Raw genomic sequence first — 16,370 nt, forward strand, 5'->3', positions numbered from 1 at the left:
CTTTGATCAATCCGATCAAGGTGTTATGCCAAGTTGACGCATTCAAAATAATTCGCCACAAGCTGATTCCAAACTCTATGAATTCGTTCTCTTGATCATGTGATCAACAGAACAACCCTTTATGCCTGATGACCATAGCGAGTTGGTCCCACTCCTTCCCATCCCGAACAGGACAGTGAAACGACTCAGCGCCGATGATAGTGCGGGTTCCCGTGTGAAAGTAGGTCATCGTCAGGCTCTTACAGCCCAGAAAACCCCAGTCAGAGATCTGACTGGGGTTTTTTGCTTTGGGGGCTGGAAGACGAATAAAGAAGGTGCTAGATATTGCGGAGGCCAAATGTGCTCATCTCTGCCGCGCCGGCCGCAACCAGCTCCGCCAGGATGTCCCCAGCCAATTGATCCAATTCAATCGCGCTGAAAAAGCGTGATCGGATCACGTCGATGTATGCAGCGCCTCGCAGCCACGCCTGCCAATCCGCAAAAGAGATCGACTGCACCTCCAGCAGCTTGAATTTCATCAGTACCTTGATGGCGTGACGTGCATGCTTCACCGGATCGCGCTGCAAACCGTCGAGCCGGCGACGCGCTACAGACAGAGCTTTGCCGACATCGTCGAATACAGCGCCATGCCCTGGAATCACTTGCCGGGGAGCAAGCGTTTCGATCAGATCCAACGTGGCGCCTACATCTTTGAACGACGGCTCACCGGCCAGTTCGGGGAAAGCGATACCAAATCCGTTCTCCCACAGGGCATCCGCCGAAATCAGTGTCCGTGACGCTGCGTCGAACAGAATGATCGAATGGGGATCGTGGCCGGGTGCCGCATGCACTTGCCACGACCGATCGCCGAGCATGCGTTCCGTCCCGGGCCGCAGCAGCCCCGTAAAACGGAACCTGCGGCACATCTGCCCCGTCGCCAAGAAACTCAGGCCCCTTTGATCCCAGCGTTTCACCAAGCCAGCTTCGCCGGGCGGGATTTCCGTACGAGCCAACGGATAGCGTTCTTGCAATGCGGCATTCCCACCGCAATGGTCGCTGTGGAGATGCGTATTCAGGATGAGATCGAGTGGCCGTTCCCCCAGCACCGACTCGACCAGCGCCAGCGTCTGTTCAGCATGCGTTGCATACCCCGTGTCGACCACCGCGGTTTCTTCGCTGCCGACGAACAGAACATTGTTCGAAGACAGCCAACCCCGCTCGAATACCACGACATTCGCTGGCAGCCCGGCACTCGCCGACGAATGGCTCATTCAGGCGCCCGCACTGGCGCGCAGTTCGCGGCGCAAGATCTTTCCCACGTTGGTCTTCGGCAGCGATTCCCTGAACTCGATGTGCTTCGGCCGCTTGTAGCCCGTGAGCTGCGAGTGGCAGTACTGCAGCACTGCGTCTTCAGTCAGCGCCGGGTCCCTGCGGACGACGAAGACCTTGATGGCCTCGCCCTGCTTCTCGTCCGGGACGCCCACCGCCGCGCATTCCACGACCCCTGGGCACAGGGAAATCACGTTCTCGAGTTCGTTGGGGAACACGTTGAAGCCGCTCACCAGAATCATGTCCTTCTTGCGGTCGACGATGCGGCTGTAGCCGTCTTCCTGCATCACCGCAATATCGCCGGTGCGCATGAAGCCATCGGCGGTGAAGGCCGCCGCCGTCTCGGCGGGCTGGTTGTAGTAGCCCGTCATCACGTTCGGTCCCTTGATGCAAAGCTCACCCGGCTGGCCTGCCGGCAGCGAATTGCCATCGTCGTCCTTGATTGCGATCTCGATGCTTGGCAAAGGCAAGCCGATCGTCCCGGTGAACTCGGTATTCGACACCGGGTTGTTGGTCCCGATGGCGCAGGTTTCGCTCATCCCCCAGCCTTCGATCATCGGGCAGCCTGTGGCCTCGAACCACTTGCGCGCGGTACCTTCCGATGCCGCCATGCCTCCCGCCTGCGACACGAACAGTGTGGAGAAATCGATCGACTTGAACTCCGGGTGTATCAGCAGTGCATTGAACAGCGTGTTCACTGCCGGCAGCATGTGGAATGGCCGCTTCTTCAGTACCGCGATGAACTTGTTGAAGTCGCGCGGGTTCGGGATCAGCGTCATGTGCGAGCCCTGGCGGATCACCAGCAAGCACAGCGTCAGCGCAAAGATGTGATACAGCGGCAGCGCCGCGATGCTGTTGACCTTCGCCAGATCGCCCGCGCGCGACAGCGCAGGTGTGAACCAGGCCTCCGCCTGCAGAGTGGCCGCAACGATGTTGCGATGGGTCAGCACCGCGCCCTTCGAGAGGCCGGTCGTCCCGCCCGTGTACTGCAGGAACGCGATCGAATCGAGCGTGCTGCGGTCGGGCCCCAGCATGCGGCCTCGGCCCTCCGAGATCGCCTGAGTGAACGGCGTGACCGTGCGTCCATCGCTCAGCGGCAGCTTGTACGCCGGCACGATCTTCGCCAGATGACGCACTGCCATCGTGATCCATGCGCCATACAGCCCGCCCAGCAGATCGCCCATCGCCGTCACGACCACATGCTTCACGGGCGTGCGCTCGATCACCTTCTCTAGCGTTGCCGCGAAGTTCTCGAGGATGACGATCGCCGTCGCGCCAGAGTCCTTCAGCTGGTGTTCCAGCTCCCGCGCGGTGTACAGCGGATTGACGTTGACGCACGTATAGCCCGCGCGCAGCACGCCGCACATGGTGACCGCGAACTGCGGAATATTGGGCAGCATGATGGCTACGCGCGCACCCGACTCCAGTCCGAGCGATTGCAGCCAGGCGCCCAGCGCCTTCGACAGCGTGTCGAGTTCGCCATAGGACATCCAGCGCTCCATGCAGACCGAGAACGGCCTGTCGGCGTAGCGGCCAAAGGCCTCGTCGAACATGTGAGGCAAGGAACGGTACTGCTCGGGATGAATCTCGTGCGGTACGCCGGCCGGATAGTTCTGTCGCGCGGATGTCTGCATGCAAGCTCCTTTGGCGCGGATTGTGGGAGGCAGTGCGCCTTCGCCGCCAGCGGGCTTGTCCTAGGGAGCGGACGTGTGCTGTCGCGCGCGCGATAGCTGCGCGGCGCAGCCCTCAGAAATTCAGGCCAAGCCCGATTCGCCCGGCAGCAGCACTCCGGCTTCGATGTCGGTCGCAACCGCCAGCGACTCGTACAGCGCCGTGAAGTCGGGCGCCGTAAGGTCGAACAGATGCGCAAAGCTGTCGATCACGAAGTAGTTGGCCTGGTAGGTGTCGATCTTGTAGCGCGTGCGCATGGTGCGCAGCAGGTCCAGCGGCAGCCGGTGCGGCTCATCGCTGAGCACCGCGTGCTTCAGTTCGCCCACCGAGCTCAGAATGCCGGCGCCGTAAGCGCGCAGGCCGTCCGGCTGGCGGATCAGCCCGAACTCCACCGTGTACCAATAAAGCCGCGCGAGCTTCTCGCCGGCGCCCAGTTCGTGCGCCTTGATGCCGCCCGCGCCGTAGCGCTGCACGTAGTCGGCGAGGGTCGGGTCGAACAGCATCGGCACGTGGCCGAACAGGTCATGGAACACGTCGGGCTCGACGATGTAGTCGAACTCCTCTGGCTTGCGGATCCAGTCGGTCACCGGGAACTTGCGGTTCGCCAGCAGCGTGAAGAACGGCAGCTCCGGAATCAGCCCCGGCACCGCGACGATCTCCCAACCGGTCGCGCGATGCAGCCGCTCGTTGAGTTCCTCGAAGCGCGGAATGCGGTCCTTCACGCCGAGCGACGGCAGCGACTTGATGAAGGCGTCGCAGGCCAGCCCCGGTAACTGCGCCGCCTGGCGCTCGTAGAGCCGGCGATAGGTGTCGTGGTCGGCCTCTGTATAGCTGGCCCAGTCCTGCGGGCAGGTGTAGTCGGCCATCACCTTGCCGCCGCGCGAATAGTCGCCCCGAGGCGGGCGGTCGGAAGCGCCGTAGACGGCGGGGGTGACAACGGCGGCGGCAGGAGTGTCCATGAGAAACGATTCTTGAGAGTTACTTGAGCCAGCGGTCCATCGTGCGCTGGAAGTCGCCGCCGGCCTGCTGCAGATGCAGCCACTGGTCGACGTATGACTTGAAGGCAACGTCGTCGCGCGGGAGCATCCAGGCCATTTCGCCGTACTGCAGCGGTTTGTCGGGATTGACCGCACACAGGCCCGGCTTGAGCTTCTGCTGCGTGATGGCCTCGGCCGCTTCGGTCACGAACACGTCCGCGCGGTTGGCGAGGATCTCGTCGAAGATCGTCACGTTCTCGCCGTGCAGCGTGAGCTTGGCCTGTTTGAAATTGGCCCGGGCGAAGCGCTCGTTGCTGCCGCCCGGGTTGAAGATGACGCGCACCGACGGCTTGTCGATGGCGGCCACGCTCTGGTACTTGGCCACGTCGGCGCAGCGCGCGATGGGCGTCTTGCCGTTGACCATGTAGGGCGTGCTGAAGAAGGCCCGCTTCTGCCGGTCGGTGGTGACCGACACGCCGCCCACGGCGATGTCGCACTTGCCGGCGTTCAGGTCGGGCAGCAGGTTGGCCCAGGTGGTCTTGACCCACTCGGGCTTCGCGCCCAGGCTGGCGCTGAAGCCCGTCATCAGGTCGACGTCGATGCCCTCGAAGGCGCCCTCAGCCTTCTGGAAGCTGAAGGGCTTGTAGTCGCCCGGCGTGCAGATGCGCAGCACCGCCGCCTTCTGCACGGCATCGAGGTGCGAGCCGGCCACCGGCGTGCTCGCCGGCGCCATGGCGCAACCCGAAAGAACGGCGGCTGCCGCCGCGATGAAGGTCAAACCGATCGAAGACATGCAACTGCGCATACCGGGCTCCTGGGCAATAAGAAAGAAGGAGCCCTTATTTTGCGGCGCTCAGCACGCCGCGGCGCATCTGGTCGAGCTCGATGCTCTCGAACAGCGCCTTGAAGTTGCCGTTGCCGAAACCGTCGTCGCCCTTGCGCTGGATGAACTCGAAGAAGATCGGGCCCAACTGGTTCTCGCTGAAAATCTGCAGCAGCAGCGCGTCCTTCTTGCCGTCGATCAGGATCTTGCGCTTCTTCAGTTCGGCCACGCTTTCGCCGTGCCCGGGAATACGCTTGTCGATCAGCTCGTAGTACGTGTCGATGGTGTCCAGCAGCGTCACGCCGTTGGCGCGCAGCGCGTCGACGCTTTCGTACAGGTTGTCCGAGCCCATGGCGATGTGCTGGATGCCCTCGCCCTTGTACATGTCCAGGTACTCCTGGATCTGGCCGGCCTGTTCCTTGCCTTCTTCGTTGATCGGGATGCGGATCTTGCCGCAGGGGCTGGTCATGGCCTTGCTCTTCACACCCGTCACCTGGCCTTCGATGTCGAAGTACTTCACCTCGCGGAAGTTGAAGAGCTTCTCGTAGAAGTTGGCCCACACGTCCATGCGGCCGCGGTACACGTTGTGCGTCAGGTGGTCGATGTAGGTCAGGCCGTTGCCCTTGCGCGCCAGCGCGTCTTGCGACGACACGCCCGGCAGCGCCTCGAAGTCCACGTCGTAGAAGCCGATGTTGCCGATGTCGCCGGGCTTCGCCCCATTCTTGCCGGGCCAGCGGTCCACCAGGTAGATCAGGCTGTCGCCGATGCCCTTGATGGCGGGGATGTTCAGCTCTCCGGGGCCGGCCTTGTCGGCGAAGCCCCATGCGCCGAGTGATGTGGCGCGCTCGTAGGCTTGCTTGGCGTCCTGCACGCGGAAGGCGATGGCGCAGACGCTCGGGCCATGTTCGCGCGCGAACTTCTGCGCGAAGGAATCGGGCTCCGCGTTCAGAATGAAGTTGATGGTGCCCTGGCGGTACAGCAGCACGTTCTTGTGGCGGTGCTTCGCCACCGCCTTGAAGCCCATGCGCTCGAACACCTTGCCCATGGCGGCCGGATCGGGTGCCGCGTACTCGATGAATTCGAAGCCGTCGGTGCCCATGGGGTTCTCCCAGGGCGTGAAGGCGGGTGCGTCGGCATGGCTCATGTGCGGTCTCCGGTAGGTGGGGCTGGATGAATAAGGCGCGAAATCGGCCGGTCATGCAATGTAGGGCGGATGCCTCTCAGGTTTTCTGCGTTTCCGGGCGCTCGGGATGGCCATTGCGCAATAAAACTGCAAGAATGGCGACATGGAAGCACTGGACAAGATCGATAGGCTGATTCTGCGCACGCTGCAAGCAGATGGGCGTGCCACCTACGACCAGATCGCGGAGCAGGTCAGCCTGTCACCCAGCGCCGTGCTGCGGCGGGTCAAGCGGCTCGAAGAGCACAAGGTGATCGACCGCTACGTCGCGCTGGTCCAGCCCGAAGCCATCGGCCTGGGGCTGACCGCTTATCTCAATGTGCGACTCGAAAAGCACACCGAGAGCCACAAGCGCAACCCGATGGACCTGTTCCGCGCAAGCGTGCAGACATGGCCCGAGGTGGTCGAATGCGCGGCCCTCACCGGCGACATGGACTACCTGTTGCGGGTGGTCGTGGCCGACATGGCCCACTACAGCCGCTTCATCATGGACACACTGCTGAAGCATCCGAGCGTGGAGGACTGCAAGACCAGCTTCGTGCTCGACCGTGTCAAGGCCACCACAGCTGTGCCGGTTTAGCCACATTGCGGTTGCGCCAGCGCCACGCAGCTTGGTACTAGGACACAAATGTGTCCCGCGATTGACCCTGTGGACTTGTTGTTTAAGGGGAAACCCTTACATTCGAGTCATGCTTACCGCCAAGACCCTTCTCAAAGCGTCTCTCGGCCTCGGCTCTTTCCTGAAAGCGCCGATGGTTGAGGCGCAACCACGCGCAGTCAGCGCGCCTCAACCCGTCATGGTGCCGATCCGCTCGATCGGCCCGCGCGAACGCGAGCGCATCGCTCGCCACCTGCTCGAACTCTCCCCGCACGACCGCTATTTGCGCTTCGGCTATGCGGCGGGCGACGAGCAGGTCCAGAGCTACGTCGACGGTCTCGACTTCGAGCGCGATGAACTCTTCGGCATCTACAACCGCCGCCTCGACCTGATCGCGATGGCGCACCTGGCCTTCGCGCCCGGCGACCAGCACAGCGACTGCGCCGAATTCGGCGTGTCGGTCTCGGCGCATGCCCGCGGCCGGGGCTACGGCGCCCGCCTGTTCGAGCGCGCCGTGGTCGTGGCCCGCAACGAAGGCGTGGGCATGCTCTTCATCCATGCGCTCAGCGAAAACGCCGCCATGCTGAAGATCGCCCGCAACGCCGGCGCGACGGTGGTGCGCAGCGGCTCGGAAGCCGAGGCCCACCTCGAACTGCCCAGCGCCACCTTCGACAGCCGCATGAGCGAGATCGCCCTGGAGCACTACGCCGCGGTCGACTTCGCGCTCAAGAGCCGTGCCAAGCAGTTCTGGGCCTTCCTGGCGAGCGTGCAGGAAGTGCGCAGCGGCATGCGTGATGCCCGCAAGAAATCCGCCCCCTGAGGCCTGGCGGCGGGCCCAATGGCTGGCGGGGGTCATGCGGTAGAGCGTGTCACACGCAATCCGGTATCCTTGCCTTTCCTCAACTAAGCCCTCCCGCAGTGGCCGACCCTCACCCTGAACGCGCTCCCGTCGAACGGGAAGACAAGCGCGGCTTTCTCCAGAAGCTCGCCGAATTCATCCACCCCGGTCCCGACTCGCGCGACGAGCTGATCGAAACCCTGGCCGATGCCGAGGACAACGAGGTGATCGGCGCCGAATCGCGCGTGATGCTCGAAGGCGTGCTGCGCATGGCCGACATGACCGCGGGCGACGTGATGGTTGCCGCGCCGCGCATGGACCTGGTGAACATCGACGCACCGTTCGACGCGCTGCTGCACCTCATCATCGACACCGCGCACTCGCGCTTCCCGGTGTACGAGGGCGAGAAAGAAAACATCATCGGCATCCTGCTCGCGAAAGACCTGCTCAAGCTGCAGCGCGCGCCGGGCCTCAACATCCGCGCCCTGCTGCGCCCGGCCACCTTCGTGCCCGAGAGCAAGGGCCTGAACGATCTGCTGCGCGAGTTCCGCGGCAACCGCAACCACCTGGCCATCGTGATCGACGAGTTCGGCCGCGTGGCCGGCCTCATCACCATCGAGGACGTGCTCGAGCAGATCGTCGGCGAGATCGAGGACGAGTTCGACATCGCCGAGGACGAAGGCGACATCTTCGGCCTGGCCGACCACACCTACCGCGTCTCGGGCGACACGCCCATCGAGCGCGTGGCCGAGGCCTTCGGCATCGTGTTCGATGAAGAACAGCTGAGCGAAGACTTCGACACCATCGGCGGCTTGATCGCGCACGAGATGGGCCACGTGCCCAAGCGCGGCGAGCACCACGCCATCGGCGGCTTCGACTTCGTGGTGCTGCACACCAAGGGCGGCGCGGTGCGCTGGTTCAAGGTGTCCCCGGCGCGCGGCGGCGACGCGGCCGACTGATGCGCGGCGCGCCGGCTTCTCCTTCCGCCAACCTGTTCCGCCTGCTCGGCTTCGGTGCCGCCGGGCTCGCGCAGGCGCTTTCGATGGCCTCGCCCGTGGGCGGCAAGCCGCTGTGGTGGCTGCAGCTGCTGTCGCTCGGTGCGTTCGTGTGGCTGCTCGACGGCCTGCGCGCGCAGGGCGCGGGCTGGCGTCGCGCCGGCCTGCATGGCTGGCTGTTCTCGACCGCCTGGCTCACCGGCAGCTTCTGGTGGCTCTTCATTTCGATGCACACCTATGGCGGGCTGCCGGCGCCTCTCGCGGCCATCGCCGTGCTGGCACTGGCCGCGGCGCTCGGGCTGTACTACGCGGTTGCGGCTGCGTGGTTCGTTGTTCGCGGACCGCAGGGGCGGGTGACAGGCGCGCTCGTCTTCGCGGCGCTGTGGACGCTGGCCGAGCTCGTGCGCGGCAGCTGGTTCACGGGTTTCCCGTGGGGCGCCGGCGGCTATGCGCATGTCGAAGGTCCGCTGGCCGCGCTGGCGCCGTGGGTCGGTGTCTACGGCATCGGTGCCGCAGCGGCGCTGGTCGTTGCGCTGGTCGTGCTGCACCGGCCGCCGCGCGTCGCCGAGCTCGTGCAAGGCCTGGTGCTGATCGCGCTCGTGTTCGCCGCGCCGCAACTGGTTGCGCCGCTGCGCAGTGACGTACAAGGTCCCAAGGGCTCGGCCGGCAATCTCCAGCTTGCACTCCTGCAAGGCAACATCCCGCAGGACGAGAAATTCATTCCCGGCGGCGGCATCGAAACCGCGCTGCGCTGGTACGGCGAGCAATTGCGCGACGCCAAGGCATCGCTCGTCGTGACGCCCGAGACCGCCTTGCCGCTCCTGCCGCAGCAGTTGCCGGCCGGCTATCTCGAAGTGATCGAGGCGCGCTACAGCCAGGGCACGCAGGCCGCCATCGTCGGCCTGCCGATGGGAGGGCAGGGCACGTACAGCAATGCAGTGCTCGGCTTCCAGCCCGGCGCCGCGCGGCCCTACGTCTACAGCAAGCACCACCTGGTGCCCTTCGGCGAATTCATTCCCCCGGGCTTCCGCTGGTTCATCCAGATGATGAACATCCCGCTCGGCGACTTCGCACGCGGCGGGCTCGCGCAGGCGCCGTTCGTCTGGCAGGGCCAGCGTATCGCACCGAATATCTGCTACGAAGACTTGTTCGGCGACGAGATCGGGGCGAACTTCACGGACGAGGCCACGGCCCCCACCATCCTGCTCAACGTGAGCAACATCGCATGGTTCGGCGACACGGTGGCCATCGACGAACACCTGTCGATCTCGCGCATGCGCGCGCTCGAATTCGCGCGGCCGATGGTGCGCTCCACCAATACCGGTGCGACCGTGGTGATCGATGCCGACGGCCGCGTGACGCACGAACTGCCGCGCCTCACGCGCGGCGTGCTCGAAGCCAGCGCCGAAGGCCGGCGTGGCCTCACGCCGTATGCGCGCTGGGTCGCGCCTTTCGGTCTGTGGCCGCTGTGGCTGCTGGCGATGGCCATCGTGGCCGCAGCCTTTGTGCTGCGCCGCCGCCGCCGCGATTGAGCCTCAGGCGACCCGTGCGCCCTTCACCGGCCAGTCGCGCAGCTTGCCGGGATTCAGCAGCCCCATCGGATCGAAGCGTTTCTTCACCGCGATGACCTCGGGCGGCAGCGGCCCGCCGGCCTTGCCGTCTTCCACGATGTTCACATGCGGGTTGTTGATGTGCACGTTGTGCTCGCGGTGGATGCGCATGATCTCCTGCAGCCGCTCCTCGGTGCTGAAGCGCACCAGCTGCAGTCCGCTGCAGGTCATGAGGCCCGCAACGTTGCGGATGAACTCCAGGTGCATCATCACCTCGCCGCTCAGCAGCTTTTCCATCTCGATCACCTGCTCGACATGCCGGCCCGGCACGAAGCCGCTCTGCAGGTAGGTCAGCGTCGGATCGATCTTGAGCGCGTGCAGCGTCGTGTGGTTCCAGGTGAACTCCATCAGCGTGCGGTTGCTCTTCTGCACCTCGGCCGCCGTCTTGCGGTAGCTCACCGTGCCGCCGTGCGCCTCGGCCAGCTGCAGCAGCGCGGGCTCGCACGATTCCGCCACCAGCGACAGCACCGTGTGGCAGCCCGTCAGCAGGTGCGCCGCGAGTTGCGCCAGGTGGTCCGAGATGGGCGCGGCGAAGAACGCCACTTCGCGCTTCACGATGCCCGGCGCGTTCGCGAGCTTGTCGGCGAAGTGCAGTGCGCCCCCGAAGTTGTCGAAAGTGACCAGCGTCTCCAGCCATGGATGCGCGGGTGCCAGGGCAATTTCCAGTTCCAGCACCAGTCCGTTGGTGCCCCACAGGTGGTGCATGCGCATCGCCTCGGCGCCGCGCAGCTCGACCACCTGCGGCTCCGCCTCGATGCTCATCGCGCGGATGCCGAGCACGTTGCCCGGTGCGCCCAGCGGCCCGTAGTTGATCGAGCCCACGCCGCCGAAGCCGCCGCCGAAAAGGCCGCCCAGCGTCGCGCTGCGATAGGTCGACGGCATGCAGCGCAGCTCCTGCCCCGTGGGCTTGGCCTGCTTTTCCAACTCGCCCAGGCGAATGCCGGCCTGCGCGCGCGCCACGCCGGGCCGTACCCACAGGCAGCTGTTGTAGCCCGTCATGTCGAGCACCACGCCGCCGGCCAGCGGCGTCGTCTGGCCGTAGTTGCCGGTGCCGCTGCCGCGGATGGTGATCGGCACGCCGCGGCGCGCGCAGGCGCCCACCACGGTGCGGATCTCTTCCTCGGTGCGCGGGCGCACGACCACGTCGGCGCGCTTGTCCTTGAGCTGGCGGTTGAGCACGGGGCTGAACCAGGAAAAGTCTTGCGACAGCCGCGTCACGCGGCTCTCATCGCTGATCCAGTCGAGGTCGGGCAGTTCGAGCAGCAATTGCTCGATGGCGGAAACGGGAGCATTCATGGTCAAGTTCAATCCTGGGAAAGTTCGCTCGCATGCCAGGAGCCCAGCGCCACCTTGGTGAGCCAGGCCATCAGCACGAAGAGCGCGACACCGGTGAGGGAAATGAGCAGCAGCGCGGCGAACATGCGCGGGATGTTCAGCTGGAAGCCCGCCTGCAGGATCTGGTAGGCCAGCCCCGCGCCGGAACCGCCCGTGCCCGCGACGAACTCCGCCACCACCGCGCCGATCAGCGCGAGGCCGCTGGAGATGCGCAGCCCGCCAAAGAAATACGGCAGCGCGCTCGGAATGCGCAGCCGCACCAGCTGCTGCCAGCGCGTGGCGCGGTTCAGCTTGAAGTAGCTCTGCAGGTCGGGGTCGATGCTGCGCAGGCCGAGCGTGGTGTTGCTGATGATGGGGAACAGCGCCACCAGCGCCGCGCACACCGTCATGGCGGCCACCGGATTCTTCACCCAGATGATGATCAGCGGCGCGACCGCCACGATGGGCGTCACCTGCAGCAGCACCGCGTACGGAAAGAGCGCGGTCTCGATGCGCTTGCTCTGCACGAACAGGAACGAGATCAGCACGCCCGCCACCGTGGCCAGCAGGAACGACAGCACCGTGATCTTCAGCGTGACCAGCAGCGCATTGCCCAGCGGCGCCCAGTCGGTCACCAGCGTCTGCATCATCAGGTAGGGCGAGGGCACGAGGTAGGGCGGCAGCTCCATCGCCACCACCATCCACTGCCACAGCGCGACCAGCACCACGCCGATCAGCACCGGGTAGAGCACGCGCTGCACGCGCGGCTGGCTCAGCAGAGGTTTGACTGTCTTCTTCATCGCGCGGTCTCCTCATCGGCACTGCTGGCGCGCAGCAGGCTGTCCTGCAGCTGCTTCGCGTAGCGTGCGAATTCGGGCGTCACCATGAAATCGGCGCTGCGCGGATAGGGCTCGTCGATGCGGAGCTCTTCCACCACCCGACCCGGCCGCGCCGCCATCATCACCACGCGGCTCGACAGGAACACCGCCTCGTGGATCGAGTGCGTCACGAAGATCACCGTGAGCTTCTTCTTGCGCCACAGCTCCAGCAGATCGGCATCGAGCTTGTGGCGAGTGATCTCGTCGAGCGCGCCGAAGGGCTCGTCCATCAGCAGCAGGTCGGGCTGCGTGACGAGGCCGCGCGCGATCGACACGCGCATCTGCATACCGCCCGAGAGCGCGCGCGGCAGCGCATCGGCAAACTTTTCGAGCCCCACCAGCGCGAGCGATTCCGTCACCCGCGCATCGGCTTCCTTGCGCGGCACGCCGGCCAGGTCCAGCGGCAGGCGCACGTTGGTCTGCACGCTCGCCCACGGCATCAGCGTGGGCGACTGGAACACGAACGACAGCTTGTGCGGGCAGCTGTGGATCTGCGCCACCGGCTTGCGCCACACCAGCAGCCGGCCGTCGCTGGGTTCGAGCATGCCTGCCACCATCTTCAGCAGCGTGCTCTTGCCGCAGCCCGAGGGACCGAGCAGCGTGACGAATTCGCCTTCGGCGATGGACAGGTCCACCGGCAGCAGCGCCTGCGTGCCGTTGGGGTAGGTCTTCTCCGCCGAGAGCACTTCCACCGCGGGCACGGCAGGCTCCGCTGGCGGCGCGAGGGTGTTGGGTTCGATGCGATTCATGAAGCGGAAGACTCAGGGCAGAACCTTGGCGTCCTTGACGAACTCGGTCGTGTAGGTCTTGGCGAGTTCGACCTTGGCGGGGTCGAGCAGCTTCGCGCTCACCAGGAAGTCGTAGCTGGCCTTCGCACGCGCATCCGTCATCACGCCGATGCCGAGCTTGGCCGCGTCGCCGCCGGTGACCATGCCCATCTCCTTGAGCTTGGCCACGCTGTAGGCCAGCTGGTCGTCGGTCATGTTGGGGTTGTCCTTCTTGATGAGGGCGTTGGCGGGCGCCGGGTCGGCGAGGTAGCTCTTCCAACCCTCGGCCGAGGCCTTCACGAAGGCGGCGACCTGCTTGCTGCGGTCCTTCACCGTCTTCTCCATGCACGACACGGTGGTCGCGTAGGCCGGGAAGCCGTGGTCGCTGAACATCAGCACGGTGCTCTTCACGCCGGCCTTCTGGATGGCGTAGGGCTCCGAGGTCAGGTAGCCCTGCTGCGCGCTGTTCTTGTCGGCCACGAAGGGCTGGATGTTGAAGGTGTAGGGGCGGGTCTGCTCGTCGGTGAAGCCGAACTTGGCCTTCAGCCACGGCCAGTAGCCGCGCTGGGCCTGCGCGCCGATCAGCAGCGTCTTGCCCTTCAGGTCCTCGAACTTCTTGACGTCGTCGTGCGCGATCAGCACCTGCGGGTCCTTCTGGAAGAAGGCCGCCACGTTGACCACCGGCACGCCGCCTTCGCGCACCTGCATCATCTGGATGTCGCTCGAACCCATGATGCAGTCGGCCTGGCCGGCGGCCATCATCTGCGTGATGTTGACCTGCGGGCCGCCCATCTTGATGGTCACGTCGAGGCCGTACTTCTTGTAGATGCCCAGCGCCTGCGCCTGGTAGAAGCCGCCGTGCTCGGCCTGCGCGTACCAGTTGGTCATGTAGGTGAACTTGTCCTCGGCCTGCGCGGGCGCGGTGGCGAGAAAAGCGATGGCGGCGGCGCCGGCGACGGACAGTGCGAAGGAGCGCATGGTGGGAACCTCTCGAAGGCTGGGGAGTTGAAGAAGCGAGAAAAGCGAAGGGGCCGTTGCAAGAAACAGGCTCAGGCGGGGTCGAAGCTCTGCTGGATGAAGCCCTGCTGGTGCCCACGCTCCCAGGTGGCTTCTTCGCGCACCACCCAACGCAGCGCATGCAGTTCGGTCAGCGCCTGTGCCCAGCTGTCGGAGAGCGTGTCGAGGATCTCTTTGCCCTGTTCGCGCGTGGCGGTGGTGGGGTCGCCGATCACGCCGCTCGGGCCGAAGTCGCGGGAGGTCCAGGCGCAGGCCGGGCGGCCGTCGGCCGACAGCAGCTTGATCGGGAAGGGCGGCGGAAAGTTGGCGACCGCGTGCTCCATGTGCACTGTCTCGGGCGCGAGCGCGAGCATCAGCGCGGTCTCGGAATGGCCGGCGTGCATCGCGAGCTTCTTCTCCTGCTCGCTCACCTGCTTGCTGGCTGCGCTCGGCAGGCGCGACACGCCGTGCGGCACCACCACGAAGTCGCCATGACGCAGGCGCAGTTCGCGCGCTGCCATCTCGAGCACCTGCGGCTGGCCGCCGTGGCCGTTGGCGAACAACAGCTTGCGAAAGCCTGAGCGGTAGACCGACTCGCCGATCTCGATCACGGTCGAAAGCAGCGTGGTGCCGGTCAGCGTCATCGTGCCGGGGAAGTGCAGGTGCTCCTCCGACTTGCCGTAGGTGATGGTCGGCAGCGCGAAGGCGCGCACCTCGGCGGGGAGCTTTTCGAGCGCCTTGCCCATCACGCCCGAGCAGATCACGCTGTCGACCGAGCAGGGCAGGTGCGGCCCGTGCTGCTCGATCGCGCCGCAGGGCAGCACGATGACGGTGTTCTCGCGGTCGGGCAGCGCGGCGATTTCGGTCCAGCTCAGGTAGGGCAGGAAGCGGTGGGGCGGGATGTAGCCGTGGAGCATGGAAGAGTCCTTGTGGAGGGAGTCGTTATTGGGGAACGAAGGGCGCCGGGTCGCCGTGCGTGACGCGGCCTTCCCGCAGCACCACGCGGCCGGCAGTGCGCGAGGGCCAGCCGTGGCGGTCGGCCTGGGTGAAGAGCACGAGGTCGGCTCCCTGGCCCACCAGCGTGGGTTCGGCGTCCGGGGCTTCGCGCCGCAGCCAGTCGCCGCGGCACAGCGCCTGCGACCATTCGTCGAAAGGCTCGTCGAGCTGCGCCACCAGCGCGGCCGTGCCCAGCGCTTCGACGGGGTCGAAGCTGCCGACGCGGCAGAACGGGTCCTGCACGTTGTCGCTGGCGAAGAGCAGCGGAATGCCGCGCTCGCGTGCTTCCTTCACCAGCGTGATGCCGCGCAGGCGCGGCGTGCGGCCGGTGACGGCGTCCTGCAGCAGCAGGTTGGTGGCGGGCAGCGACACCACCGTGATCGGCGCGCGCGCCACCGCATCGAGCGTGGCGAAGGCCCGCGCCTCGGGCTGTGCCGCGAGCGCGCAGATGTGGCCGCAGACCACGCGGCCTTCGTAGCCGATCTCGCGCAGGATGCGGGCCGTGGTCTGCAGGCCGACCGCCGAGGCGTTGAGCTCTTCGTCGACATGCAGGTCGATGTCGAGGTCGCAGGCCTGCGCCGACACCAGCAGGTTGCGCAGCGCGCTCTCGCTCCAGTTGGTGGAGTGCACGAAGCCGCCGAGCAGCGCGTGCGGCCCGGTGGCCTTGACCTGCTTCGCGAGCCGCATCGCCTGCGCCGCGTCTTCGAACAGCGGCAGCTTGATGAGGCTCACCTGTTCCAGCCGCAGCTTGCCAGCCCATTCCTGCGCCAACTCGGCCATCACCGGCCAGGCCATCGGCACGGTATCGGGCTCCCACCAGTCGACGTGCGTACGCAGGTGTGTGGTGCCGCATTCCCAAGCCCACTGCAGGCCGCGCGCGGCGCGTTCGCGCACGTCGGCGGGCGTCCAGTGCACACGGTCGCTCAGCATCGCGTCGATGGCACCGAGCAGGCCGGGCTGCACCTGCTTCATGCGCGGCAGGGTGAAGGCCTTGTCGAGGTGCGTGTGGGCGTCGACGAAGCCGGGCAGCGCCAGCGTGCCGGCGAGATCCCAGCCCGTTGCCGGGGCGTCGATCCCCATCGCAGGGCGTACCGACTGCACGCGCCCGGCCTCGATCGCGATGCGCGCCAGCACGGGCACACCGTCGCCTTGCGGCCAGTTCACCGGCAGCAGCCAGCGCGGCAGACGCACGTTGTCGAGCAGGGCGGGAGCGTTCATGCCACCTCGTACGCGGCGGCGCGCAGATTCAGCACCTCTTGGTGCGGCGCAGCATGGAAGCTGGTTTCGACCGGATGGTCGCAGGCGAAGAGCACGTACATGAGGTTTGACCGCTTAATCAGAGCAAGTGGTCAGGTAATGCAAGCGACGTGCCAGTGCGGGCGCACCGGTTTGGTTCTAGAGCGGTCGAGTTGCGCGATG

The 16,370-nt window shown here is 65.8% G+C and carries 15 protein-coding genes and 1 rRNA gene; 5 read left to right on the top strand and 11 right to left on the bottom strand.

The genetic code is table 11. The features are described 5' to 3' along the window. The first annotated feature begins 124 nt into the window (after window positions 1-124). Window positions 125-237: ribosomal RNA gene (rrf, locus tag ACCC97_RS21570) — 5S ribosomal RNA — on the top strand. 80 nt (window positions 238-317) lie between these two features. Here rrf and ACCC97_RS21575 read toward each other — a convergent pair. From ACCC97_RS21575 to hppD, 5 genes are all read right to left on the bottom strand, one after another. After that, window positions 318-1,250 (bottom strand): MBL fold metallo-hydrolase, encoded by a 933-nt coding sequence (locus tag ACCC97_RS21575; RefSeq protein WP_413334941.1) that lies wholly within the window; start codon window positions 1,248-1,250, stop codon window positions 318-320. Beyond that, complete coding sequence (locus tag ACCC97_RS21580; RefSeq protein ID WP_413334943.1) at window positions 1,251-2,942, bottom strand: AMP-binding protein; 1,692 nt, start codon at window positions 2,940-2,942, stop codon at window positions 1,251-1,253. Between the two features lie 120 nt (window positions 2,943-3,062). Further along, entirely contained in the window at window positions 3,063-3,938 is an 876-nt protein-coding gene (gene phhA, locus ACCC97_RS21585) for a phenylalanine 4-monooxygenase (protein WP_413334945.1), read from the bottom strand. A 19-nt stretch (window positions 3,939-3,957) separates the two neighbouring features. Beyond that, the gene (locus ACCC97_RS21590; RefSeq protein ID WP_007836112.1) at window positions 3,958-4,761 is read right to left on the bottom strand and encodes a transporter substrate-binding domain-containing protein; all 804 of its coding nucleotides are present in this window, start codon (window positions 4,759-4,761) and stop codon (window positions 3,958-3,960) included. A gap of 34 nt (window positions 4,762-4,795) precedes the next feature. Continuing rightward, window positions 4,796-5,923, bottom strand: coding sequence for a 4-hydroxyphenylpyruvate dioxygenase (gene hppD, locus ACCC97_RS21595; protein WP_413315582.1), 1,128 nt, complete (start codon window positions 5,921-5,923; stop codon window positions 4,796-4,798). Window positions 5,924-6,065: 142 nt separating this feature from the next. Here hppD and ACCC97_RS21600 point away from each other — a divergent pair, with 142 nt between their 5' ends. The 4 genes from ACCC97_RS21600 (at window position 6,066) to lnt (ending at window position 9,922) form a co-directional block, all read left to right on the top strand. After that, window positions 6,066-6,539 (top strand): Lrp/AsnC family transcriptional regulator, encoded by a 474-nt coding sequence (locus ACCC97_RS21600; protein WP_007836115.1) that lies wholly within the window; start codon window positions 6,066-6,068, stop codon window positions 6,537-6,539. A 109-nt stretch (window positions 6,540-6,648) separates the two neighbouring features. Beyond that, window positions 6,649-7,377 (top strand): GNAT family N-acetyltransferase, encoded by a 729-nt coding sequence (locus ACCC97_RS21605; protein WP_007836121.1) that lies wholly within the window; start codon window positions 6,649-6,651, stop codon window positions 7,375-7,377. A gap of 98 nt (window positions 7,378-7,475) precedes the next feature. Beyond that, on the top strand, window positions 7,476-8,354 hold the full coding sequence (locus ACCC97_RS21610) for an HlyC/CorC family transporter (RefSeq protein ID WP_007836122.1): 879 nt from the start codon (window positions 7,476-7,478) through the stop codon (window positions 8,352-8,354). Then, window positions 8,354-9,922 carry an apolipoprotein N-acyltransferase gene (lnt, locus tag ACCC97_RS21615; RefSeq protein ID WP_413334947.1) on the top strand — a complete coding sequence of 523 codons (1,569 nt, stop codon included), beginning with the start codon at window positions 8,354-8,356 and terminating at the stop codon, window positions 9,920-9,922. Before ACCC97_RS21610 ends, lnt begins: the two co-directional genes overlap by 1 nt. A gap of 3 nt (window positions 9,923-9,925) precedes the next feature. On the opposite strand, the gene ACCC97_RS21620 is transcribed toward lnt, so the two are convergent. The 6 genes from ACCC97_RS21620 to ACCC97_RS21645 form a co-directional block, all read right to left on the bottom strand. Next, window positions 9,926-11,296 carry an FAD-binding oxidoreductase gene (locus tag ACCC97_RS21620; protein WP_413334949.1) on the bottom strand — a complete coding sequence of 457 codons (1,371 nt, stop codon included), beginning with the start codon at window positions 11,294-11,296 and terminating at the stop codon, window positions 9,926-9,928. Between the two features lie 8 nt (window positions 11,297-11,304). Further along, entirely contained in the window at window positions 11,305-12,114 is an 810-nt protein-coding gene (locus ACCC97_RS21625; protein WP_413334950.1) for an ABC transporter permease, read from the bottom strand. Continuing rightward, window positions 12,111-12,941 carry an ABC transporter ATP-binding protein gene (locus ACCC97_RS21630; protein ID WP_413334952.1) on the bottom strand — a complete coding sequence of 277 codons (831 nt, stop codon included), beginning with the start codon at window positions 12,939-12,941 and terminating at the stop codon, window positions 12,111-12,113. Before ACCC97_RS21630 ends, ACCC97_RS21625 begins: the two co-directional genes overlap by 4 nt. Before the next feature lie 12 nt (window positions 12,942-12,953). Next, a complete protein-coding gene (locus tag ACCC97_RS21635) occupies window positions 12,954-13,937 on the bottom strand; it encodes an ABC transporter substrate-binding protein (protein WP_007836129.1) in 984 nt (327 codons plus the stop codon). Window positions 13,938-14,008: 71 nt separating this feature from the next. Beyond that, a complete protein-coding gene (locus tag ACCC97_RS21640; protein WP_007836131.1) occupies window positions 14,009-14,872 on the bottom strand; it encodes a creatininase family protein in 864 nt (287 codons plus the stop codon). A 25-nt stretch (window positions 14,873-14,897) separates the two neighbouring features. Further along, on the bottom strand, window positions 14,898-16,169 hold the full coding sequence (locus tag ACCC97_RS21645; protein WP_413334955.1) for an amidohydrolase family protein: 1,272 nt from the start codon (window positions 16,167-16,169) through the stop codon (window positions 14,898-14,900). Between the last annotated feature and the right edge of the window lie 201 nt (window positions 16,170-16,370).

It is taken from the genome of Variovorax sp. Varisp85, assembly GCF_047304045.1.
Classification (GTDB): domain Bacteria; phylum Pseudomonadota; class Gammaproteobacteria; order Burkholderiales; family Burkholderiaceae_C; genus Variovorax.